The 22537-nt window shown below is 64.2% G+C and carries 19 protein-coding genes; 14 read left to right on the forward strand and 5 right to left on the reverse strand.

Features of this window, described 5'->3' with window-relative positions:
* Nucleotides 1–80 precede the first annotated feature (80 nt).
* From AC5ZG5_RS14390 to AC5ZG5_RS14405, 4 genes are all read left to right on the forward strand, one after another.
* Nucleotides 81–1814: a cation:proton antiporter domain-containing protein gene (locus AC5ZG5_RS14390; RefSeq protein WP_456642404.1), complete on the forward strand. Its 1734-nt coding sequence runs from the start codon at nucleotides 81–83 to the stop codon at nucleotides 1812–1814.
* Nucleotides 1815–1925: 111 nt separating this feature from the next.
* Complete coding sequence (ribB, locus tag AC5ZG5_RS14395; RefSeq protein ID WP_028168955.1) at nucleotides 1926–2999, forward strand: 3,4-dihydroxy-2-butanone-4-phosphate synthase; 1074 nt, start codon at nucleotides 1926–1928, stop codon at nucleotides 2997–2999.
* An 87-nt stretch (nucleotides 3000–3086) separates the two neighbouring features.
* Nucleotides 3087–4301 (forward strand): acyl-CoA dehydrogenase, encoded by a 1215-nt coding sequence (locus AC5ZG5_RS14400; RefSeq protein WP_028168956.1) that lies wholly within the window; start codon nucleotides 3087–3089, stop codon nucleotides 4299–4301.
* A gap of 174 nt (nucleotides 4302–4475) precedes the next feature.
* Nucleotides 4476–5393 (forward strand): MBL fold metallo-hydrolase, encoded by a 918-nt coding sequence (locus AC5ZG5_RS14405; RefSeq protein WP_456642405.1) that lies wholly within the window; start codon nucleotides 4476–4478, stop codon nucleotides 5391–5393.
* Between the two features lie 53 nt (nucleotides 5394–5446).
* Here AC5ZG5_RS14405 and AC5ZG5_RS14410 read toward each other — a convergent pair whose 3' ends face one another.
* The 3 genes from AC5ZG5_RS14410 to AC5ZG5_RS14420 all read right to left on the reverse strand — a co-directional run bounded on the left by AC5ZG5_RS14410 (nucleotide 5447) and on the right by AC5ZG5_RS14420 (nucleotide 9450).
* Complete coding sequence (locus AC5ZG5_RS14410) at nucleotides 5447–6658, reverse strand: ABC transporter substrate-binding protein (RefSeq protein ID WP_456642406.1); 1212 nt, start codon at nucleotides 6656–6658, stop codon at nucleotides 5447–5449.
* Nucleotides 6659–6910: 252 nt separating this feature from the next.
* A complete protein-coding gene (locus AC5ZG5_RS14415; protein WP_130226463.1) occupies nucleotides 6911–8479 on the reverse strand; it encodes a DUF4403 family protein in 1569 nt (522 codons plus the stop codon).
* A gap of 284 nt (nucleotides 8480–8763) precedes the next feature.
* A complete protein-coding gene (locus tag AC5ZG5_RS14420; protein WP_028168960.1) occupies nucleotides 8764–9450 on the reverse strand; it encodes a L,D-transpeptidase in 687 nt (228 codons plus the stop codon).
* Nucleotides 9451–9729: 279 nt separating this feature from the next.
* Here AC5ZG5_RS14420 and AC5ZG5_RS14425 point away from each other — a divergent pair, with 279 nt between their 5' ends.
* From AC5ZG5_RS14425 to AC5ZG5_RS14445, 5 genes are all read left to right on the forward strand, one after another.
* The gene (locus tag AC5ZG5_RS14425; protein WP_456642407.1) at nucleotides 9730–10944 is read left to right on the forward strand and encodes an ABC transporter substrate-binding protein; all 1215 of its coding nucleotides are present in this window, start codon (nucleotides 9730–9732) and stop codon (nucleotides 10942–10944) included.
* Nucleotides 10945–11025: 81 nt separating this feature from the next.
* Nucleotides 11026–11880: a branched-chain amino acid ABC transporter permease gene (locus AC5ZG5_RS14430; protein WP_028168962.1), complete on the forward strand. Its 855-nt coding sequence runs from the start codon at nucleotides 11026–11028 to the stop codon at nucleotides 11878–11880.
* Nucleotides 11880–12809 carry a branched-chain amino acid ABC transporter permease gene (locus AC5ZG5_RS14435; RefSeq protein WP_028168963.1) on the forward strand — a complete coding sequence of 310 codons (930 nt, stop codon included), beginning with the start codon at nucleotides 11880–11882 and terminating at the stop codon, nucleotides 12807–12809. Before AC5ZG5_RS14430 ends, AC5ZG5_RS14435 begins: the two co-directional genes overlap by 1 nt.
* Nucleotides 12806–13549, forward strand: coding sequence for an ABC transporter ATP-binding protein (locus AC5ZG5_RS14440; protein WP_456642408.1), 744 nt, complete (start codon nucleotides 12806–12808; stop codon nucleotides 13547–13549). The genes AC5ZG5_RS14435 and AC5ZG5_RS14440 overlap by 4 nt, the downstream gene beginning before the upstream one ends.
* Nucleotides 13536–14243 (forward strand): ABC transporter ATP-binding protein, encoded by a 708-nt coding sequence (locus AC5ZG5_RS14445; protein WP_028168965.1) that lies wholly within the window; start codon nucleotides 13536–13538, stop codon nucleotides 14241–14243. Before AC5ZG5_RS14440 ends, AC5ZG5_RS14445 begins: the two co-directional genes overlap by 14 nt.
* 134 nt (nucleotides 14244–14377) lie before the next feature.
* Here the strand turns inward: AC5ZG5_RS14445 and AC5ZG5_RS14450 are convergent, their stop codons facing one another.
* Nucleotides 14378–15811: a TAXI family TRAP transporter solute-binding subunit gene (locus AC5ZG5_RS14450; protein WP_456642409.1), complete on the reverse strand. Its 1434-nt coding sequence runs from the start codon at nucleotides 15809–15811 to the stop codon at nucleotides 14378–14380.
* Between the two features lie 135 nt (nucleotides 15812–15946).
* Between AC5ZG5_RS14450 and AC5ZG5_RS14455 the strand changes: the two genes are divergently transcribed.
* From AC5ZG5_RS14455 to AC5ZG5_RS14465, 3 genes are all read left to right on the forward strand, one after another.
* Complete coding sequence (locus AC5ZG5_RS14455) at nucleotides 15947–17002, forward strand: glycosyltransferase family 4 protein (RefSeq protein ID WP_456642410.1); 1056 nt, start codon at nucleotides 15947–15949, stop codon at nucleotides 17000–17002.
* A 126-nt stretch (nucleotides 17003–17128) separates the two neighbouring features.
* Nucleotides 17129–17821 carry a class I SAM-dependent methyltransferase gene (locus AC5ZG5_RS14460; RefSeq protein WP_028168106.1) on the forward strand — a complete coding sequence of 231 codons (693 nt, stop codon included), beginning with the start codon at nucleotides 17129–17131 and terminating at the stop codon, nucleotides 17819–17821.
* A gap of 283 nt (nucleotides 17822–18104) precedes the next feature.
* On the forward strand, nucleotides 18105–18734 hold the full coding sequence (locus AC5ZG5_RS14465; protein ID WP_456642411.1) for a hypothetical protein: 630 nt from the start codon (nucleotides 18105–18107) through the stop codon (nucleotides 18732–18734).
* Nucleotides 18735–18961: 227 nt separating this feature from the next.
* On the opposite strand, the gene AC5ZG5_RS14470 is transcribed toward AC5ZG5_RS14465, so the two are convergent.
* Complete coding sequence (locus AC5ZG5_RS14470) at nucleotides 18962–20626, reverse strand: aminotransferase class III-fold pyridoxal phosphate-dependent enzyme (RefSeq protein WP_456642412.1); 1665 nt, start codon at nucleotides 20624–20626, stop codon at nucleotides 18962–18964.
* A gap of 34 nt (nucleotides 20627–20660) precedes the next feature.
* Between AC5ZG5_RS14470 and asd the strand changes: the two genes are divergently transcribed.
* Both asd and AC5ZG5_RS14480 read left to right on the forward strand, forming a co-directional pair.
* Entirely contained in the window at nucleotides 20661–21530 is an 870-nt protein-coding gene (gene asd / locus AC5ZG5_RS14475; protein WP_456642413.1) for an archaetidylserine decarboxylase, read from the forward strand.
* A 189-nt stretch (nucleotides 21531–21719) separates the two neighbouring features.
* A complete protein-coding gene (locus tag AC5ZG5_RS14480; RefSeq protein WP_456642414.1) occupies nucleotides 21720–22436 on the forward strand; it encodes an NUDIX hydrolase in 717 nt (238 codons plus the stop codon).
* Nucleotides 22437–22537: the final 101 nt, after the last annotated feature.

Genomic DNA, 22537 nt, shown 5'->3' on the forward strand with positions numbered 1-22537 from the left:
TAAGGGCGCGGATGTGACAGATTGCTCGTTTGACCCCCGTGCTTGGGTCTCTAGGTTGCGCTGAGGAGAAGCGCCAAGACATGCATGAACTTATAGGTGATATTACTTTAAGCATCCTGTTCGCCTGGGTGCTCGGCCTGTTAGCTCATTTCTCCCGGCAACCCCTGATCCTGGCCTACCTTATCGCCGGGTTTTTGATTGGTCCATTCGGCACGGGTCTGGTCAAGTCCCAGGAATCGATCAGCGTCATATCCGAGCTCGGCCTGATCTTCATGCTGTTCATGATCGGCCTTGAGATCGACCTGAAGAAGATCGTCCGCGCCGGCAAGGTGATCCTGTTCGCGGCCGGCGGCCAGCTCCTGGGCGGCTGCCTGCTCGGCATCCTGTTTTTCGTCGGCATCGGGCTGTCGATGGGCGGCGGCGGCAAGTTCGACGCGCTCTATCTCTGCGTCGCCTGCGCGCTCTCCTCGACCGTGATCATCGTCAAGGTGCTCTACGAGAAGCGCGAGCTCGATACGCTGCCCGGCCGCATCACGCTGGGCGTATTGGTGCTGCAGGACATCTTCGCGATCCTGTTCCTCGCCGTGCAGCCGAGCCTCGATAACCTCCAGATCGGCATCGTCCTGCTCTCGATCGTGCGCGTCGGCGTGCTGGTGGCGACCGCGCTGGTGCTCAGCCGCTACGTGCTGCCGCGGCTGTTCCAGCAGATCGCACGCCGCCCCGAGCTGATCCTGCTCGGCGCGCTTGCTTGGTGCTTCCTGATCGGCGAGGTTGCCGAACGCCTGCATCTGTCGCGCGAGATGGGCTCGCTGGTCGCCGGCGTATCGCTGTCGACCTTCCCGTATGCGCTCGACGTCACCGCCAAGGTCACCACCTTGCGCGATTTCTTCATCACACTGTTCTTCGTCGCGCTCGGGATGACGATCCCGGTTCCCGGTCTCTCGGTGATCGGGCTTGCGCTGGTGATCGCGGCGTTCACCGTGGTGAGCCGCCTGGTCACGACGTTCACGCCGCTCTATCTGATGAAGCAGGGCTTGAGGGCCAGCCTGCTGCCGGCGATCAACCTGGCGCAGATCTCGGAATTCTCGCTGGTGGTGATCCAGACCGGCGTTGCCGCCGGGCACATCTCCACCGCGACCTCGAGCGCCGCCTCCTTCGCTTTCGTGGTGTTGGCGGTGCTCAGCACCTTCGCGATCACCAGGAGCGGGGAGATCACCCGATCCCTGATCGGGCCATTGAAGCGGATCGGGCTTCGCGACCTCGATCAGGCCCACCCTGTGGAAGCGGATGGCCCCGAGGGCGGCCACGGCGCGCCCCGCCGGATCGTCATCCTCGGCTTTTTTCGCGCCGCCAGCGCCCTGCTCAGCCAGATCGAGCGGCAGAACGAGGCGCTGCTGGAGCAGATCAGCGTCATCGACTTCAACCCGCTGGTGTTCAGGACCTTGAAAGATCGCGGCCTGCAGGTGATCTATGGTGATATCAGCAACGTCGATACGCTGGTGCATGCCGGCATCGGCAAGGCCGAGATCATCATCCTGAGCGTGCCGGATTCGCTCCTGGTCGGCGCCAATAATGAGAAGCTGGTCCGCCATGTCCGGAGCCTCAATCCGACCGCCAAGATCGTCGCGACCGCCGATTTCCTGGCTGACGTGAACGATCTCTACGCCGCCGGAGCCGACTACGTGACGGTGACGCGGATCAGCGACGCGAGCGAGCTGTTCTCGGTGATCGAAGCGGCGGACGCCGGTCTCTTGGCAGAGAAGCGCGCCGAGATGGATGTGCAGCTCGCCGAGCGGCGCGAGGTGTTGCCCTAGATGCTGGTGGGCGGAATGCATGCTGGTATGCCTGCTACCATGCGGATTGATGCTGGCGCGGGCTGCCGGTTCCGGCTAATGCACTGGCAGCAAGAAGCGAGATTTTGACACATGGCCGATACGATCCAGGAAGTGTTGCAAGCCTTTGCGAAGGGCGAACTCGTCGTCGTCACCGATGACGAGGATCGGGAAGGCGAGGGCGATCTGATCGTCGCGGCCTCGCTCTGTACTGCCGACAAGATGGCCTTCATCATCCGTCACACCTCCGGCATCGTCTGCGCGCCGATCACCACCGACGACGCGAAGCGGCTGCGGCTCGACCCGATGGTCGCGCACAATGATTCCAGCCACACCACCGCCTTCACCGTCTCGATCGACTACAAGCCCGATGGCGGCACCGGCATTTCGGCCGACGAGCGCGCCTCCTGCTGCCGCGCGCTCGCCAATCCCAATGCCGGCGCCAATGATTTTGCCCGGCCGGGCCACATCTTCCCGCTGATCGCCCGCGACGGCGGCGTGCTGCTGCGCTCCGGCCATACCGAAGCCGCGGTCGACCTCTGCAAGCTCGCCGGCCTGCCGCCGGTCGGCGTGATCAGCGAATTGATGAACGACGACGGCACGGTGATGAAGGGCGAGCAGGTCGCCCGCTTTGCCGCCGCCAACAAGCTCAAGCACGTCACGATCGCCGATCTGATTGCCTATCGCCAGGCCCGCGAGAAACTGATCGAGCGGGTCGCGACGTTCACGACCGACAGCCCGATCGGCCCGCTGCAGGGCTACGCCTACCGCTCGCCATTCGACGAGATCATGCACGCCGCCTTCGTCTATAACGGCATCGGCGACGGCAAGAACGTGCTGACGCGGCTGCACAAGCCGAACATCGTCAAGGACATCTTCACCGGTGGGGCGCGCATGGAAGCCGTTCTGCGCCAATTCAAGAACGCTGGCCGCGGTGTGCTGGTCTACTTGCGCGACGGCGCGGCCGGTGTTCCCGTTGAGCCCGTTGGCACGCAGACTGCGGAGGCAGATCGCAACCGGCAATGGCGCGAGGTCGGCGTCGGCGCACAGATCCTGCGCGATCTCGGCGTCACCTCGATCCGCAATCTCACCTCATCCGTGCATGACTACAAGGGATTGTCCGGTTTCGGCATCGAGATTGTCTCCAACGAGAAACTCGAAAGCTGACCAGGGGAACCCAATGCAATTGCGCTTCCACTCACGGCGCTTTAATTTATCGGGTAATTCCGAAACGACGAGACGAAAGGGATCTTCATGAGCGTGCGCCCCCAGGCCAAAGACAAGCCGGCTGCGGCTTCTTTCCAGTGGGATGATCCGTTCCTGCTCGATGACCAGCTCACCGAAGACGAACGCATGATCCGCGACACCGCGCGCGCCTATGCGCAGGACAAGCTGCTGCCCCGCGTCATCAACGCCTATCTGGAAGAGAAGACGGATCGCGAGATCTTCAACGAGATGGGGGAACTCGGCCTGATCGGCGTCACGCTGCCGGAGGAATATGGCTGCGCGAATGCGAGCTATGTGGCCTATGGCCTGGTCGCACGCGAGATCGAGCGGGTCGATTCCGGCTATCGCTCGATGAACTCGGTGCAGACCTCGCTGGTGATGTACCCGATCTATGCCTATGGCGATGATAACCAGCGCAAGAAATATCTGCCCAAGCTCGCCACCGGAGAATGGGTCGGCTGTTTCGGCCTGACCGAGCCGGATGCGGGTTCCGATCCCGGCGGCATGAAGACCCGCGCCGAGAAGGTTTCCGACGGCTACCGGCTGACGGGCAGCAAGATGTGGATCTCGAACGCGCCGATCGCCGACGTCTTCGTAGTGTGGGCGAAGTCGGCCGCGCACGACAACCAGATCCGAGGCTTCATCCTGGAGAAGGGCATGAAGGGCCTCTCCGCGCCGAAGGTCGGTGGCAAGCTGTCGCTGCGCGCCTCCATCACCGGCGAGATCGTGCTTGATGGTGTGGTGGTTCCGGAGAGTGCGCTGCTGCCCAATGTTTCGGGTCTCAAGGGGCCGTTCGGCTGCCTCAACCGCGCCCGCTACGGCATCTCCTGGGGCGCGATGGGCGCCGCGGAAGACTGCATGCACCGCGCGCGGCAATATACGCTCGACCGCAAGCAGTTCGGCCGCCCGCTCGCCGCGACGCAATTGGTGCAGAAGAAGCTTGCGGATATGGAGACCGAGATCGCGCTCGGCCTGCAGGCCTCGCTTCGCGTCGGCCGGCTGATGGACGAGGGCAAGATGGCGCCGGAGATGATCTCCATCGTCAAGCGCAACAATTGCGGCAAGGCCCTCGACATCGCCCGCATGGCGCGCGACATGCACGGCGGCAACGGCATCCAGATCGAGTATCATGTGATGCGCCACGCCGCGAATTTGGAAACCGTGAACACCTATGAGGGCACCCACGACGTGCACGCGCTGATCCTGGGCCGCGCCATCACCGGCATCCAGGCGTTTTCGTAAGCGCTGATCTTGTGGAGCGATATGTAACCCCTTTCTCCGTCATGGCCGGGCTTGTCCCGGCCATCCACGTGTGAGCTTCCGGAAAGAAAGCGCGTGGATGCCCGGGACATCTGCGCGAAGACGCGCTTCGCGCTTTTGCCCGGGCATGACGGAATCAGCGTCAGGTGTGCAGCCATGGCCGACAACGACGACATCCCGTTCAACCGCGATTTTCCGCTGCAGCCCGGCGTGGTCGACGAAGCCCGCCCCGGCGTGCGGCGCGTCCTCTGCAACAACCCGAGCCCGTTCACCTTCACCGGCACGGTCAGCTACATCGTGGGCCAGGGCAATGTCGCGATCATCGATCCCGGCCCGGATGATGAAGCGCATGCCAAGGCGCTGCTCGATGCCGTGCGCGGCGAGACCGTGACGCACATCCTGGTCACCCACACCCATCGCGACCATTCGCCGAACACCGCGCGGATCAAGCAGGCGACCGGCGCGCCCGTTTATGCCGAGGGCCCGCACCGCGCTTCGCGGCCGCGGTTCGAGAGCGAGAAGCATAATCCGGAGTCCGGTGCCGACCGCGACTTCAGGCCGGACATCGAGGTCAAGAGCGGCGACGTGATCGAAGGTTCCGGCTGGGCGCTGGAGGCGGTGGCGACGCCGGGCCATACCGCCAATCACCTCGCGTTCGCCTGGCCCGAGCGCGGCATCAATTTCGTCGGCGATCACGTGATGGGCTGGTCGACCTCGATCGTGGCGCCGCCGGACGGATCGATGATCGACTACATGGCTTCGCTGGAACGGCTCCAGCAGCGGCCGGAGGAACTCTATTTCTCGGGTCATGGCCCCGAAATCACCGAAGGGCCGCGCTACGTCCGTTTCCTGGCGCGGCACCGGAAGGCGCGCGAGGCCTCGATCCTGCATCGCCTCGCCAAGGGCGAAGCCGACATCCCGACCATGGTGCGGGCGATCTATATCGGCCTCGATCCGCGGCTAACCGGCGCTGCCGGCTATTCCGTGCTGGCGCATCTGGAGGATCTGGTCGCCCGAGGGATCGTCACGACCGACGGCGATCCGGTGATCGGGGGAACATACCGGTTGGCGTGATGCGCAAATGACGGATGGGGCGGTCCATCCGCCATTCGCCTACGTCGTGCGCGTCAGTGCGTCACCAGCGGGCAGCCGCCCTTGTCGAGCGGACGGAACGCTTCGTCGCCGGGCACGGTGGCGAGCAGCTTGTAGAGGTCCCATTCGCCCTTGGACTCCGAGGGCTTCTTCACCTCGAACAGGTACATGTCGTGCACCATCCGCCCGTCGATGCGGATCTTGCCGTTCTTGGCGAAGAAATCGTTCACCGGCGTCGCCCGCATCTGCGCCATCACTTTCGGCGCCTCGTCGGCGCCGATGGCCTCGATCGCCTTGAGGTAATGCATCGTCGCCGAATAGAGCCCGGCCTGGATCATGGTCGGCATGTGCCCGACCTTCTCATTGAAGCGCTTCGAGAAGGCCCTCGTCTCGTCGTTCATGTCCCAGTAGAAGGCATCCGTCACGATCAGGCCCTGGGTTGCCTGGATACCGAGCGAATGGGTGTCGGTGATCTCCTGCAACAACGCGATCATCTTCTGGCCGCCCTGGGTGAGGCCGAATTCGGCGGCCTGCTTCAGCGCGTTGGTGGTGTCGCCGCCGGCATTCGCGAGCGCCACGACCTTGGCCTTCGAGGCCTGCGCCTGCAGCAGGAAGGAGGAGAAGTCGGAGGTGTTGAGCGGGTGGCGCACCTCGCCGAGCACCTTGCCGCCGCTTTCCTTGACGACGTTGGCAGCGTCGCGCTCGAGCGCCATGCCGAACGCATAATCGGCGGTGACGAAAAACCAGGTGTCCTCGCCGCGCTTGACCATCGCCTTGCCGGCGACGTTCGACAGTGCGTAGGTGTCGTAGGTCCAGTGCACGGTGTTGGGCGAGCAGGCAACGCCGGTGAGGTCGGACGTGCCGCCGCCGGAATTGATATTGATCTTGTTCTTCTCGCGCGTCAGCGCCGAGATCGGCAGCGCGACCGAGGAGGTCGGCACGTCGAAGATCGCATCGACCTTCTCGTTATCGTACCAGTTCCTGGCAATGGCGACGCCGACGTCCGGCTTGTTCTGATGGTCGGCCGAGACCACCTCGACCGGCTTGCCCTTCACCTTGCCGCCGTAGTCGGCGACCGCCATCTGCACCGCGGCGACCGAGCCCTTGCCGGTGGCATCGGCATAGAGGCTGGACATATCGGTGAGCACACCAATTTTGACCACGTCGTCGGAAATCTGGGCGTTGGCCGCGCCGCCGGAAGCGGCAAGCGCGAGACCCGCCGCAAGGGCGGCCGCAAGCGGTTTCATCGTTTCTTCTCCCTGGCTTCTTGTTGAGGATTATCATTAACGCCGCCAGTTCTATCCGGTGCCATCACGGCGGCAAAGCCCTGGACCGAGAACAAGGCCGCAGGGGAGGTTTGCTCACGCGCAGCCCGTAGTCGGGTGGAGCGCAGCGCAACCCGGGACGGCTGTATCAGCACTGACGAGCGGCGCCCCGGGTTACGCTTTCGCTCCACCCGGGCTACGGCGGTCCCCACAAGAGCGAGGCGAGGGAGAACCTCAAAGGGTCGGCAGCTTCTTGATTGAGACGTCGATCGCGCCTTCGGTTTCCACGATCACGCGCAGCGTCTTGGAGTCGAAGGCGATGCCGGCGAGTCGCAGGCTCGTGATCTCGGTCGAAACCTTCACGCCGTCGTCGTTCTTCTGGTAATCGGCGATCGCGGCGGCGAGCTTCTCGCGGGCGTTGCTCGCGAACGGCTTCAGGTCGACGGTCATCTTCTCCGCGAGTGCGCGCTGCAGCTGCGGCACGGCGGCGCGCGCCGCAGCACCTAGCAGGCCGAAGGCGGCCTCGGATTCGACCGCCAGCTCGATATCGGTCAGCCGCACGATCTGCTGCGCCTGGTCCAGCACCGGCCGTCCCCAGATGTGCACGGTTGCCTCGGCGCCGAAGCCGAAGAAGCTCTTCTTCTCCTTCGCGTTCACCAGCAGCGAGATCAGAAGGCGATCGCCGGAGGCCGCCACGCTCGCGTGCTTCACCGTGACGTCGACCGGACCGGAGCCATCCTCCGGGAAGGTCTTGCCGGCGAGCTGCGCCTCCAAAAGCTTTGTCAGCGACACAAAGGACATATCGACAGGCATGCCGATGCTGACATGGCCCGGCGTCTGCGGTCCGATCAGGATCGTCGCCGGGAACGGGCAGTCCGGCTTGGTCGGCGCCTCCGTGATCCGGGTCTCCGCTTCGATGCCGAGCGTCAGCGTTACCGCGGAAGCGTCGACACGCGGCTGCGCCGCCAGCGCACGGATCGGGCGAAGCTCCAGCCACATTGGCGGCATGTTGGCGACCGCACCCGCGCCCTGCAGCGGAATCGAGCGGCAGGCTTTCGCCCATTGCGCGCGCGCATTCTGCTCGAAGGTCGGATCGTTGCGCATCTTCGTCTGCACGGCGGTCAACTGGTCGGCGACGGTCTTATCGATCAGCGGCTTGACCTGCGCCGGCACGTTGACGCGGACGCCTGCGACCGACAGGCCGGTGTCGCCGAGATTGACCTGCGCCTGTAGATTTGGCTCGATACGCCAGGCTGCGGCCAGCCGGGGCCGCGAGGTGACGACCACATTGCCTTTGATCTCGGCGTTGGCATTGATCTGTTTGATGTTGATGTCGCCGATCTGCTTGGCCGCATTGGCGCCGAGCAGGCTACCGAGCACGTCGCCGATCGCGCCCGTCGCCTTCGCCGACAGCGAGCCTGTGACGTTCAGCGCACCCGTCAGCGGCGTGGTGAGCGACAGCACGTCCTCTGCTCCGGTCGCCGCGATCGGCCCACGCGAGGCGGTCCAGCCGATATCGGCATTCTGCAGGATCTGCGGCACCGGATTGTCGGCCTTGCCGTTGAAATTCTTCGGCGTACCGCGGTCGGCGACGTCGCGGATCGCTGACAGCGCAATGGCGACCGGCGCCATCACCACCGAGCTGCGCGGCGCCGGCGGCAGCGGCGGCAATTCGGCCAGCGGCGGTGCCGGCACCGCGGCATGCGGCGACAGCCAGTCCATAGCCTTCAGGCTGATCAGGAACGACGCCGCAATCACCACGACGCCAATCACTATCGTCTTCGGACGCATCGGCAGACGCATCATTCCCCCGGATCGAGAAACCCCCGATTCGCTTATTATAGGGAAGGGGAAAGATGCGCCAGTGCGGCGGGTCGGTGTCCGTGTTGCGGCGTTTCTGGGTCGCGCGCCGTTTGGCTGAACATGGCCGTCCGTGGCCCGGGTGAAGCGTCAGCGTAACCCGGGACCTGCGGCGCGGATGCAGACGTCCCGGGTTGCGCTGCGCTCCACCCCGGCTACGAGAGCCCGCGAAATGAAAACGGCTCCGGCCAATGCCGGAGCCGCTCTTGAATCCAGTCTTTCAGCGCTTATCGCACCGTCGTACCGAGATCGGCGCGGCGGTCGGTCATCGGCAGCACGATCACCTTGGTTCCGACGTTGACCCGAGAATAGAGGTCGATCACGTCCTCGTTGATCAGCCGCAGGCAGCCGGAGGAAACGTGGGTGCCGATCGTCTCCGGCGCATTGGTGCCGTGGATGCGATAGACGGTGCCGCCGAGATACATGGCGCGGGCGCCGAGCGGGTTGCCGGGGCCGCCGGCCATGTAGCGCGGCAGGTAGGGCTGGCGGGCGATCATTTCCGGTGGCGGCGTCCAATCCGGCCATTCCGCCTTCTTGGTGATGGTCTGGACGCCGGACCAGGTGAAGCCGTCGCGGCCGACGCCGATGCCATAGCGCAGCGCCTGGCCGTTGCCGAGCACATAATAGAGATAGGTGTGCGGGGTATCGATGATGATCGTGCCGGGCGCTTCACGCGTTGCGTAATTGACCACCTGACGGCGCAGGCGCGCGGGCAGTTCGAACCGGCCCTCACCCTGCGGCGGCGCAGCCTCGACGGAGGGCGGCGGCGCGGCTTCGGTCGGCGGCGTCATGAGGAACGGGAAGAACGGCAGCGGTGCGGCCGCGCTCGATGTAGAAAAACCAATGGTGCCAATCGCCAGCGCGCCAAATGCGGCGGCGGCGAGACGCGAGTTTCGCTTAATGGAATTAAACATTATCGACCCCTGTCTGACTACACCCTGTGGCGCCGCTTGCGGTTTAGCGCCTCGTTGATGTGATCCAATACAGGTCAAGCGTTTCGGGACATTTGCACGAAATCGCCAAAATGGTTTCGTGGGGGTAAGGAATTGTTTCGTTAAGATTTCGTCGCTGCGCGCCGGCTGCCCAACCTACGTTCTTGACTTGCCGTTTGCGTCGCGGGCAAACTGTTGGTCCAATTAAAAGAAAAACAAACGCATCAGGCAAAAAGACCTGTTGCGGCAGGGAGTTTAGAAATGAAGCCATTCTTGAAATGGCTCGCAGCCGCGAGCATTCTCGGTCTCGGTTTTTCCGCCCAAACCGCTTTAGCCCAGCAGCCCATCCGTATCGGTGTGCCGACCTCCATCCAGCTCCAGGTCGGGCGCGACACCCAGAATGCAGCGAAGCTGGCGGCCGACGAGATTAACGCCAAGGGCGGCGTGCTCGGCCGCAAGCTCGAGATCGTCGTCGCCGACGAAACCGAGAACCCCGAGCAGGGGATTGCCGCGATAAAGAAGCTCACCGCCGACGACAAGGTCGACGTGCTGATCGGCGGCTACACCTCCGGCGTCACGCTGGCGCAATTGCCGCACATCTCCCGCGCCAAGACCATCTATATCGGCGTCGGTGCCGCTTCGCCCGCAATCACCGCGAAGGTGAAGGCCGACTACGACAATTACAAATATATTTTCCGCGCCTTCCCGGTCAACGCGGCGCACCAGGCCCGCGCGCTTGTCGACTTCATCAACGGCAAGCTCAAGGGTGACATGAAGTACACCAAGATCGCGATCGTCGGCGAGAACGCCAAATGGGTGCAGGATCTGGTGCCGATCCTCAAGAAGGGCGCGATCGACGGTGGCACCGAGGTGAAGCTCGCCGAATTCTTCGACACTTCGACCGCGGACTTCTCGCCGCTGTTTGCCAAGGTCAAGGACAGCGGCGCGCAATACCTGATCGTGATCCTCTCGCACGCCTCGTCGGACGTGTTCGTCAAGCAGTGGCATGACGCGCAGGTGCCGATCCCGATCGGCGGTATCGACGTCAAGAGCCAGGACGCCGACTTCTTCAGCCGCGTCGGCGGCAAGGCCAACAGCGAAACGGTTGGCATGTTCGCGATCCGCGCGCCGCTGACGCCGAAGACCATTCCGTTCTGGGATGAATTCGTCAAACGCTACGGCACCGCGCCTGTCTACACCGGCATCGGCGCCTATGATGCGGTCTACGTCTATGCCGACGCGGTTGCCCGCGCCAAGTCGACCGAAGCCGACGCCGTCATCAAGGAACTTGAGAAGACCGACCATGTCGGCATCGCCGGCAAGCTGGTGTTCGACGAGTTGCATGATGTCAAGACCGGCCCCGGCCTGCAGAACCTCTTGTTCGTGCAGTGGCAGCCGAACGGCGAGCGCGTCGTGGTCTGGCCAAAGGAAGCGGCCACCGGCAAGATGATCGCTCCGCCCTGGATGAGCAACTGATCGCGTCTGTTCTCGTTGGTCGATCGGCTCACCTAGTGGTGTGGCCGGTCGCCCTGACTCGCGACGTTCGACAGGGATAGCATGCTTGAAATTCTGATCTATGGCGCGGTGTCGAGCGCGATCTACGCCATGCTCGCGGTCGGCTTCACGCTGATCTTCGGTGTGGCGCGGATCCTCAACCTCGCCCACGGCGCGTTCTACGCGCTCGGCGCCTATGCGGCCTATGTCTTCACCGGCCTGTTGCATTGGCCATTGCTCATCGCGGCACCGCTCGCGGTGCTGGTGGTTGCACTGTTCGGCGTGTTGATGGAGCGTTTCCTGGTCCGTCCGCTGCGCTATTCGCAGCTCGCGGTCCTCATGATCACACTCTCGGTGTCGCTCGCGGTCGAGCAGGGGCTGTTCATCACCTTCGGTTCCGAATACCGCAACGTGCCGTCCTTCGTGGCGGACAAGATTTCCATCGGTGGCGTCGACATCGGCGGGCAACGGCTGCTTGCCTTGATCGCCGGCGTGCTGGTACTCCTCCTGCTGTGGCTGTTCATCCAGCGCACGCGGCTTGGGGCTGCGATCCTCGCGGTGTCGCAGGATCCGGAGGCCGCGCAATATATGGGCATCCCCACCAACCGCATCTTCTCGGTGGTGATGGCGATCTCGGCCGGGACCGCGGCGCTGGCGGGCGTGCTGGTCTCGCCGTTCCTCACGGTGCAGCCGACCATGGGCTTATTGCCGATGGTGAAGGCCTTCGCCATCGTCATCGTCGGCGGGCTCGGGTCGATCCCGGGCAGCATCTTGGCCGCGCTCCTGCTCGGCTATTCCGAGACCATCGTCGCCTACCTCATTTCGTCCTCATGGACCGAACTGGTGTCGCTGGTCGCCGTCGTCACGACATTGATGATCAAGCCGTCCGGATTGCTCGGTCGGCGGGCGGCGTTCTGATGAAGCAGCTTTCTATCGTCGACCTTTCCGGCGCCATCGTCGTCGTGGCGCTATTGGCGCTCGCGCCGGTCCTGCTCAACAGCAGCTATTTCACCGGCGTCCTCACCGTCTGCGTGATCTACGCGATCTGGGCGGCGAGCTGGGACTTCATGTCCGGCCTCACCGGCCGCGAGAATTTCGGACACTCGCTGTTCATCGGCGCCGGCGCCTATACCGCGGGCTTTCTCGCCACCGCCTGGTACGCCAATCCCTGGTACAGCCTGCCGACGGCGGTGGTGGTCGCGGTCGCCTTCAGCCTGATCGTCGGCTTCCCGACGCTGCGGCTGCGCGGGCCGTATTTTGCGCTTGCCATGCTGTCGGCCTCCGCCATCATGCAGCGGCTCTGCCTGATCTTCTGGGAGTATAGCGGTGGCGAGGAAGGACTTTACGGCCTCGATCCGCTGATCCAGTCGCCGCTGCACTACTACTGGTTTGTGCTCGCGATCCTGGTCGCGGCAGTGGCGATCCTCACCGCGCTTGCGCAGTCGCATTGGGGACTGTTGCTGCGCGCGATCCGCGGCGACGAAGCGACCTGTCAGGCCGCCGGCATCAACGTCACCTTCTACAAGATCGCTTCGCTGACCATCAGCGCGGCCTTCGCCGGCCTCGGCGGCGCGCTCTACGCGCATTACCAGTTGCAGGTGAGCCCGCCGCTATTTTCCGTCGTGGTGTCGATCACGGTGATCATCATGGTCTATGTCGGCGGCATCGGTTCGATCTATGGGCCGGCGCTCGGGGCGATCATGCTGACGCTCTTGACCGAGCTGCTGCGCACGTTCGGCGAATACCGGCTCTGGGTCTATACGCTGACCTTGATGCTGATCCTGTTCTTCCTGCCCAACGGGCTGATCGCACCGCTGTGGCGGCGGCTGACGGAGCGCTTCCGATGAGCGCCATTCTTGAAGTGAAAGACCTCTCCAAGCGCTTCGGCGGTCTCACGGCCACCAAGAACGTCAGCTTCTCGCTGGAGCCCGGCGAACTCACCGGCATTCTCGGGCCGAACGGCGCCGGCAAGACCACGCTGTTCAACCTGCTCACCGGCTTCATTGCGGCGGACACCGGCAGCGTCCTGTTCGAGGGGCAGGAACTCCGCGGGCTGGCGCCGCACAAGATCGTCAACCGCGGCGTCGCCCGCACCTTCCAGCTTACGCGTCCCTTCCTCGGTATGACGGTGCTTGAGAATGTCGTCGTCGCCTGCCTGTCGCCGCGGGCGCGCGATGCGCATGACAAGGAGGCGCGTGCGCAGGAGCTGCTCGACCAGGTCGGGCTCGGCGCCAAGGCGCGCGAGCCGGTCGAGACGCTGCCCTATGGCGATCTGCGGCGGCTGGAGATCGCGCGTGCGCTTGCGACCAAGCCGAACCTGTTGCTGCTTGACGAACCCTTCGCGGGGCTCGGCAGCAGCGAGATCGAGCCGCTGGCGCAATTGATCAAGCGGCTGCACCGCGAGCAGAAGCTGACGATCCTTTTGATCGAGCACAAGCTGCGCGAGTTCATGGCGCTGGTCTCTCGCGTCATCGCGATCGATTTCGGCGAGATCATCGCGATCGCGCCGCCGGCCGAGATCGTGCGGAACCCGCGCGTGATCGAGGCCTATATCGGGAAGACGGAGGCCGCGCATGCCTCTGCTTGAAGTCAGAGATCTCAGCGTGCGCTACGGCAAGGCGCTGGCCGTCGAGCAGGTCAGCGTCACCGTCGACAAGGGCGAATTGGTCGGCGTGCTCGGCCCGAATGGCGCCGGCAAGACCACGCTGTTGAAAGCGATCTCGCGGGCGATCGGCTCGACCGGCACGCTGAAATTCAAGGGTGAGACGCTGGAGCGTCTGCCGCCCTATGACGTCGTCGCCCGCGGTATCTGCCACTGCCCTGAGGGGCGGCGGCTGTTCCCGGAACTATCTGTCCTGAAGAACCTGCAGCTCGGTGCCTATCTCAGGAGCAACAAGGCCGAGATCGCCGAAGACCTCGAACGCGTCTTCGCGCTGTTCCCGGTGTTGAAGGAACGCCAGCAGCAGCAATCGAGCACGCTGTCGGGCGGCGAGCAGCAGATGGTGGCGATCGGCCGCGCCATGATGGGCCGCCCGGAATTGCTGCTGCTCGACGAACCCTCGGTCGGTATCGCGCCGCGGCTGAAGGGCCTGATCTTCGACGCCATCGAGAAGATCAGGAAGGACGGCACCGCGATCCTGATCGTCGAGCAGGACGCCACCGCGACCTTGCGCATCGCCGACCGCGTCTATGTGCTCGAGCACGGCCGCACCGTCCGCGAAGGCCGCGCCAAGGAACTCGCCGGCGACGAATATATCCGGCAGGTGTATCTGGGTGTTTGAGCAGGCCGAGGGGGCGAGCTCGGCTTCACCTCGCCCCGCTTGCGGGGAGAGGTCGAAATTCAAGCGCAGCTTGAATTTCGGGTGAGGGGGCCTCCGCGAATCCATTCGCCAACCGCGTTCGCGGAGAGAGCCCCTCACCCCGACCCTCTCCCCGTAAGAACGGGGAGAGGGGGAAGTGCGTCGCGCATTCGTGGCGCGTCCGGCGGAGCGATGCCGAGCATGGCGCGGCGGTCGGCGACGGCGTGGTGAAGCTGGTCGAGCGCGAGCCCGATCGCGGAAAGGTCGCCTTCCTCGATAGCGCCGTCGTCGTAGCAGTCGAGCGCCTCGCGCAGCACGCCATCGGCCTCGCTCTGCATCTTCTCGAGCGCGTCCGGCGTCTCTGCCTGCCGTGCCTTGGTGATCAATGCCAGCAGGCTGTCGCGATGATCGAGATAGCGGTCGCGCTCGTTGCGGCGCCAGGCATGCCGCAGCCAGGCGCCGACCGATCCGAGGCCCGACAGGCCCAGGATCGCGAACCAGATGTAGTCGCTGTATTTGTCCAGGAAGGTGCGCTCGGTGCCGTCGATATAGGCGGCTGCACCCGGATGCGCCGGCAGTGCTGCGTCCTTGTCCGTGTCGGGCTTCTCGATGTTCGCGGCCGCCGGCACGTCGCGCGCGAGCTGCTGGCGCACGTTGAAGAGCTGGCGGACGAAAGCGCCGATCGAGGTGTCCGAGAACGAGTGCAGCGCGATGATGAGATGATCGACGCTGACGGTCTCGACCTTGTCGTCGGGCCAGGCCGGCGAGGATGAAAAGATGCTGCCCGCGATCTCCGCCGATTCATAGAGCGGATGCTTCGCGGCGATTGCCTCGGAAACGTCGATCGGCAGGAATTTCGGCGCGCCCCGTGCGGCGGCCGTCGCGGCGATCGCGCCCGCGGTGATCTTGCTGTCGAGCGGGCCGACCGCCATGTAGGCATCGAGCGTCATATCGCGCGCCATTTCGGTGGTCTGGTTGACGGCGAATTGCGTCACCGCGACCTTGTCGGGATTGACGCCGGACTCCTTCAGGATCACGCGCAGCAGCGTGACATTGGCGTCCGTCTGTCCGATCACGCCGATGCGATGGCCGTCGAGATCGTCGAGGCTCTTGACCTTTGGCGTCGGCGGTCGCCTCGATCCCTTCGCGCGCAGGCCGGAAGGCGCCCACAGCACCACGACATTCTTGCGCAGGATCGCGACTGCATCGGCGTTGGCGGGCAGGTTGAGGTCGGCGCGCGCCACCGCCATGTCCACCTTCGATCTGGTCAACGCCGCAATGCTTTCTGCGGCGTTCTCGGTCACGACCGTCGACAGGCGCACCGGGCTCTGATCGCGGGCGAAGGTCTGCGCCAGCGCCTGGATCAGCTTCTGGTCGTCGCTGCCGGGAGGGGCGACCGCGATCGTCAGCGTCACGGGCCGCAGAAAATAATACAGCGTGCTGGCGGCAACGCCGAACAGGAAGAGGCCGGCCGCGAGGATCAGCAGCGAATAGTTTTTTCGCTTCCGCCGCGGGCGCTTTGGAGCCAGATCTTCGCTTGTCTCTGACATCGTTCTGTCATGTTGGCCGAAAAAGCGTGTGAGCCGCCCGAAAAACCTTCCTTACATATCGATGACGTCATACGCCTGAAATATCAATGTCAGAACTTCTGCCCCGAAGAATCATTAACACTTCGGGTTTTCGAGATGCGGATATTAGTTGCAACCGACGCCTGGCATCCGCAGGTCAATGGCGTGGTGCGCACGCTGACGTCGCTGCAGCGTAGCGCGGCAGGCCTCGGCGCCGAGATCACTTTCCTGACACCGGAAGGGTTTCCGTCCCTGGGCGTGCCGACCTATCCCGGGCTGCGCATGGCGCTGCCGAACCGGCGCGAAATAGCGCGGCGGATCGAGGCGGCCGAGCCGGAGGCGATCCATATCGCGACCGAAGGCCCGATCGGCTGGGCGGTGCGCGGCTATTGCCTGCGCCACAAGCTTGCTTTCACGACCTCCTACACGACGCGCTTTCCGGAATATGTGTCGGTCCGTACGGGGCTTCCGGCCAGCGTCGGCTACTGGATACTGCGCCGCTTCCATGCGGCTGGCGCCATGACGATGGTGGCGACGGTCTCGCTCCGCCAGGAACTGGCCGAACGCGGTTTTCGCAAGCTCGGCTTCTGGACGCGCGGCGTCAATACCGAATTGTTCAATCCCGATCGTCCGGCCGAGCTCGATCTGCCGCGGCCGATCTTCATGGCCATGGGCCGCGTGGCGGTGGAGAAGAATCTCGAAGCGTTCCTGTCGCTGGATCTGCCGGGCACCAAGGTCGTGGTCGGCGACGGCCCGCAGAGAGCGGAACTCGCGCGCAAATATCCGAACGTCGTCTTCCTCGGCGAGAAGACCGGGCAGGACCTCACCTCGCACCTCGCCGCGGCTGACGTGTTCGTTTTCCCGAGTCTCACCGACACCTTCGGCGTGGTTCAGCTCGAAGCGCTGGCTTGCGGCACGCCGGTGGCGGCGTTTCCGGTCACCGGCCCGAAGGACGTGATCTCGGATCATCCGATCGGCGCGATCGATGACGATCTGCGCAGCGCGTGCCTGCGCGCGCTCACGATGTCGCGAGCGGCGTGCAGGAACTTCGCGCTGCAACGTTCCTGGGAGAACAGCGCGCGGCAATTCATCGGCAATCTCTCGGCGTTGCAGCCGAGCAGGGTGTTGCGTTCGACCCGGCGCGTCGCCGGCCGGAGTGCGGTGCAAGGTTAATTCAAGCATGATCCGGAAAAGCGGGAACCGGTTTTCCGAAGAGATCATGCTTAAACAAGAGGAGAGAGTGGGACGACGTTTCGCAGAAGAGTCACCCCCGCTCTCGAACTAGAAGGCGTATCTTCGATGGCAGACAACATCATCAAACTCGACGGAAGCAGCCAGTTGGATTTTGATCGCGAGACGGTCGAGCAGGCTTATGACCGCTGGGCTCCGGTCTACGATCTCGTGTTCGGCGGCGTGTTCAAGAAGGGCCGGGCCGCGGCGATCCAGGCGACCAACAAGATCGGCGGCCGTGTGCTCGAGGTCGGTGTCGGCACCGGCATCTCGCTGCCGCTTTACGCGCCGCATGTCCGCATCTTCGGCACCGACATTTCGGAAGCGATGCTCGACAAGGCGAAGAAGCGCGTTGCTGAGCTCGGCCTGAAGAATATCGAGGGGCTCGCGGTGATGGACGCCGAGAAGCTCGAATTCCCCGACAACTCGTTCGACGTGGTGATGGCGCAATATGTCGTCACTGCCGTGCCGAATCCGGAAGCCGCGCTCGACGAATTCGCGCGCGTGCTGCGCCCGGGCGGTGAGCTCATCATCCTGACCCGCGTCAGCGCCGATGCCGGCGTACGCCGCTTCATCGAGCAGAAGCTGCAGCCGGTCGTGCGTCCGCTCGGCTTCCGCACCGCCGAGTTCGCCTGGTCGCGCTACACCAAGTGGCTTGCCGGCGCCAAGGGCGTGGAGCTGGCGGAGCGTCGCCTGATCCCGCCGCTCGGCCATTTCTCGCTGGTCCGCTTCCGCAAGGCTGAAGTGGCTAAGGCCGCCTGACTTTGCCTGACCCTCATGGTGAGGAGGCGCCCTTTGGGCGCCGTCTCCGGACGAAGCTTCGCTTCGCCTAGAGAACCATGAGGCCCCGCAGGTGGCCTCATCCTTCGAGACGCGCGTTCCGCGCTCCTCAGGATGAGGGGAGAGAGTCAGTCCTTGATGAGGGGAGTCCATCGCCTCATTGCGTCACCGCGTCGCTGCGTCGTGTCATATGTCATTATGATGATGTCACACGGCGTACATCGAATCTCTGTAAGCACGTCCCGAAATCCTCTTGGGGGAAAGAATGATCAAGAATTTTCTGCAGGAACTGCGTACCCAGCGCTGGGACGACCACCGCTATTATCATCACAGCCGCATCAATCAGAGCCTGCACTTCGTCAGCGCCCTGAGCTTCCTGTTTGCCTATGTGATGCTGTTCTTCGATCCGGCGATCTCGGCGCTGGTCGGCTGGCTGGTCTCGATGACCTCGCGCCAGGCCGGTCATTTCTTCTTCGAGCCGCGGGGCTACGACCACATCAACCAGGCCACCCATGAGCACAAGGAAGAGATCAAGGTCGGCTACAACCTGCAGCGCAAGGTCGTGCTGATGGCGATCTGGGCCCTGTCGCCGCTGGTGCTGTTCGCCGATCCGACCCTGTTCGGCCTGTTCGCGCCCTGGGAAACGGTGTTCGACTTCACCCGTCAGGTCGCCAAGATCTGGCTAGCGGTCGGCCTCGGCGGTCTCCTCTTCCGCACCGTGCACCTGTTCTTCATCCGCGACATCGAGACCGGCCTGGTCTGGATGACCAAGATCATCACCGACCCCTTCCACGACCTGATGCTCTATCACAAGGCGCCGCTGGCGCTCCTGAAGGGCGAGCTGATCGATCCCGGCCTGCACCTCGCTGGCGAGCTGGAACAGAAGCACGCCTGAGCGCCTACTGCCGATAACAAATTGACTTCGCTGTGTTCACTCGCGTCATGCCCGGGCCAGTCCCGGGCATGCTTGTCTCAGGCCCTGTCACTGGCACCGTCATTCCAGGGCGCGCGCAGCGCGAACCCGGAATCCATCTGGCGGCAGGCGCGGGCGGCGCAATGGATTCCGGGCTCGATGCTTTCGCATCGCCCTGGAATGACAAGCGAAGGGGGAGAGAAAGGCGCCTAGCGCCCGAACTTCCCGGCGACCATCTCGCGCAGGATCTGCCGCTTGATGTCCTTGTTGGTGACGCCGGGCTTCTGCCACCACCAGCCGTCGCGCTTCATCTTCTCGCCGGCGGCGACGAAGCGGTCGGCGATTTCGGTGAAATCGGCGTCGCTGGTGTTCAGGCCGAAGATCAGGCGCCCGGTGCCGACCCAGCTCAGCGCCAGCCCTTCGGCCCGCAGGTAGTACTGCAGCATCCAATTGTAGCGGGACGGCTCAGTATAATGGACCATCCAGATCGACGAGAGATTGGAGACGCGGACCGGGAGCTCCGCTGCGGTCAGCCGGTCGTTGAGCTGCTTGGCGCGGCCGTTCCAGGTCTCGTCCAGCCCGTTATAGACCGAACGGAAATTCGGGCTGGCGAGCCGGCTCAGGAATTCATCCATCGCCGTCATCACGTAGGGGTGCGAATTGAAGGTGCCGCGGGCGAAGCAGACGTCGGCGGGCCTGTCGTCGCGGAAGCGCCGCATCAGATCCTTGCGGCCGCAGACCACGCCGACCGGCAGGCCGCCGGCGAGGCTCTTGCCGTAGGTCACCATGTCGGCGCGGACGCCGAAATATTCCTGAGCGCCGCCGGCGGCGATACGGAAGCCGACAAATACTTCGTCGAAGATCAAGACGATGCCGCGCTCGGTGCAGACCTCGCGCAGCTTCTTCAGCCATTCGGTATAGGCGTCGCGGTCGTACCTGCCGCTGCGGGAACTGTCGACCAGGGCGGAATCGCCGGGCGCGTTGGAATTCGGATGCAGCGCCTGCAGCGGATTGACCAGGACGCAGGCGATGTCGCGCCGCGTGCGGAGCACATGCAGGGTCTTTTCCGACATGTCGGCGAGCGTATAGGTCTCGTGCGGCGAGACCGGGTTGCCGACGCCGGGCTGCACGTCGCCCCACCAGCCGTGATAGGCGCCGGCGAAGCGGACAAGATGCGTGCGGCGGGTGTGGTAGCGCGCCAACCGCACCGCCTGCATCACGGCTTCCGTTCCGGACATGTGGAACGAGACTTCGTCGAGGCCCGAGATCGCGCAGAGCCGTTTGACGTTGTCGAGGATAACAGGGTGGTAGGGGCCGAGCACCGGCCCGAGCGCGTGGGCGCGCTTCTCACCCTCGGCGATGCACTCCTTGTAGAAGTCATTGCCGAAGATGTTGACGCCGTAGGAGCCGGTGAGATCGTAGAACACGTTGCCGTCGACATCGGTAACGGTGACGCCCGAGGACGATTGCATGAAGGAACTGGTGCTCAGATGCTCGCGCACCAGCCGGCTGAACTGGAACGGCACGCGGTAGCTCTCGGTGAACTGCAGGTCGGAGATGCGCTGCGCGGCCTCCGCCGTCATCTGCCGGCCCTTGGCATAGCGCTGGCCGTAGAGGCCGGCGAGGCGGAAGAAGCCGTCCTGCCGCTGCATCGCGATCTCGCGCGGCGCGCCATCGACCGCGAAGAATTTGTCGATGTCGAATTCGTAATGAGGCACCAGCCGCGCGACCATCTTGGACATCTTGGAATGTCCGGTCAGCGAGCGATGCTTGGCGCGCGACAGCGCCAGGCGGGCCTGAATTTTGGGGAAAGCTGCAGCGGCGCCGGCAATCGCGGCGGCGGACAGCGAGAGAATCGGAAGGGATGTTTCCATGCCAGAAGCGCTAACGTCGGCAGCTAACAGATTCATGACAGCCAGAGGCCTGATTTCGTCGATAACCCAGCAGGAGGACCTGAATTTCCTGCTGACCAACCGCATCCCCCGGGCGGCCGTGACCCGTTTCATGGGCTGGTTCTCCAAGATCGAGAACCCGGTGGTGCGTGACCTCTCGATCGCCTGCTGGCGGCTGTTCTCCGACCTCGACCTGTCGGAGGCCAAGAAGACCGAATTCAAGAGCCTGCACGACTGTTTCACGCGAGAGTTGCGGCCCGGGCTGCGGCCGTTCGATCCCGACCCCGCGGTCATCGCCAGCCCGTCGGACGCCATCATCGGCGCCCATGGCCGGATCGAGGACTCCAAACTATTTCAGATCAAGGGCGCGCCCTATGCGCTTCTCGACCTGCTCGGCGATCCCGCTCTGGTCGAGCAGCACCGCAACGGCCGCTTCATCACCTTGCGGCTGACCTCGAGCATGTATCACCGGTTCCATGCGCCCGCGGACTGCCGGATCGAGAAGGTCACCTTCATCCATGGCGACGTCTGGAACGTCAATCCGATCGCGCTGAAGCGGGTCGAGCGTCTGTTCTGCAAGAACGAGCGCGCGGTGCTTGAGGCCCGTCTCTCCACCGGCGAGCCGCTGACCTTGGTGCCGGTCGCCGCGATCCTGGTCGCGAGCATCCGCCTGCATTTCCTGGATCGCACGCTGAATGCGCAGACCAAGGGCCCGGTCACGTTCCCGTGCGACGCCAGTGCGCACAAGGGCGACGAGCTCGGCTGGTTCGAGCACGGCTCCACCATCATCGTGCTCGCCCCCGATCATTTCGAATTTTGCGATAACGTTACCGACGGCGCCCGCATCCGCGCCGGCGAGCCGCTGCTACGAAAGCCTTCGGCGTAGAGCCGCGGCACTCACTCTCTCCCGTCGTTGCGAGCGAAGCGAAGCAATCCATGCCGCCACTTGCGGAAACGTGGATTGCTTCGTCGCTGTCGCTCCTCGCAATGACGGAGAATCCAATCTCGATTTTGCCGCCGGAAGCTCCTATATGCTCCCGACACGATTCGGCATTCGGGCAATTCGGGAGCAAGGATGGCACGGGCGCCTGTTCTGGCGGCGGGAGGCATTGTGCTGCGGCGGCAAGCGACGCCGCTGATCGCGGTCGTGCGCCTGCGCAAGCGGAACGAATGGGTGCTGCCCAAAGGCAAGCTCGACGACGGCGAGACGCCGCGCGCGGCCGCCGAGCGCGAGGTGCTGGAAGAGACCGGGCATGCGGTGTCCGTGCACGAATTCCTGGGCACGCTGGTCTACGATTCCGGCGGTCGCTACAAGGTCGTGCATTACTGGCGTATGGAAGCGGGCGACGAGCAGGCTTACGAATTGATGTATGACATCAAGGCGGTCGACTGGCTGCCGCTCGACGAAGCTCTCGAGCGGCTGTCGCGCGATCATGAGCGTGCGTTCCTCGAGAATGTCGGTCCGATCGCGCTGCAGGCCGCGGCCCTCAGCGAAGCCACGCGACGCAAGGCGGCCAAGCCGGCAACGCGGCGGCCCCGTCGCACAGTCACGCCGCCTTCGGTCAGCGAACCGACAACTGTGCCCGAGCCCGCGCAGCTCGATGCGCCCATCGCGCAGGAGGAGCCGCTCTCTGCCACCGAGGCGGTGGAGCCCGCGATGTCGGCTCCAGCGCCCGAGGCCGAGCTCGAGCCGTCGTTTGCGCCTGACATCGAGCCTGTTGTCATCGATGCCCACCGTCCGCGCAGGAATTTCATCGATCGCATCAGGGACTGGCTCCGCCGCGCAGCCTGAGCGCGCCAAACTCTCTCCACACGAACTGCGCCGTAGCCCGGGTGGAGCGTCAGCGTAACCCGGGACCGCTCGTAAACGTTGCCGCAGATGTCCCAGGTTAC

This window comes from Bradyrhizobium sp. Ses1 (genome assembly GCF_059512365.1).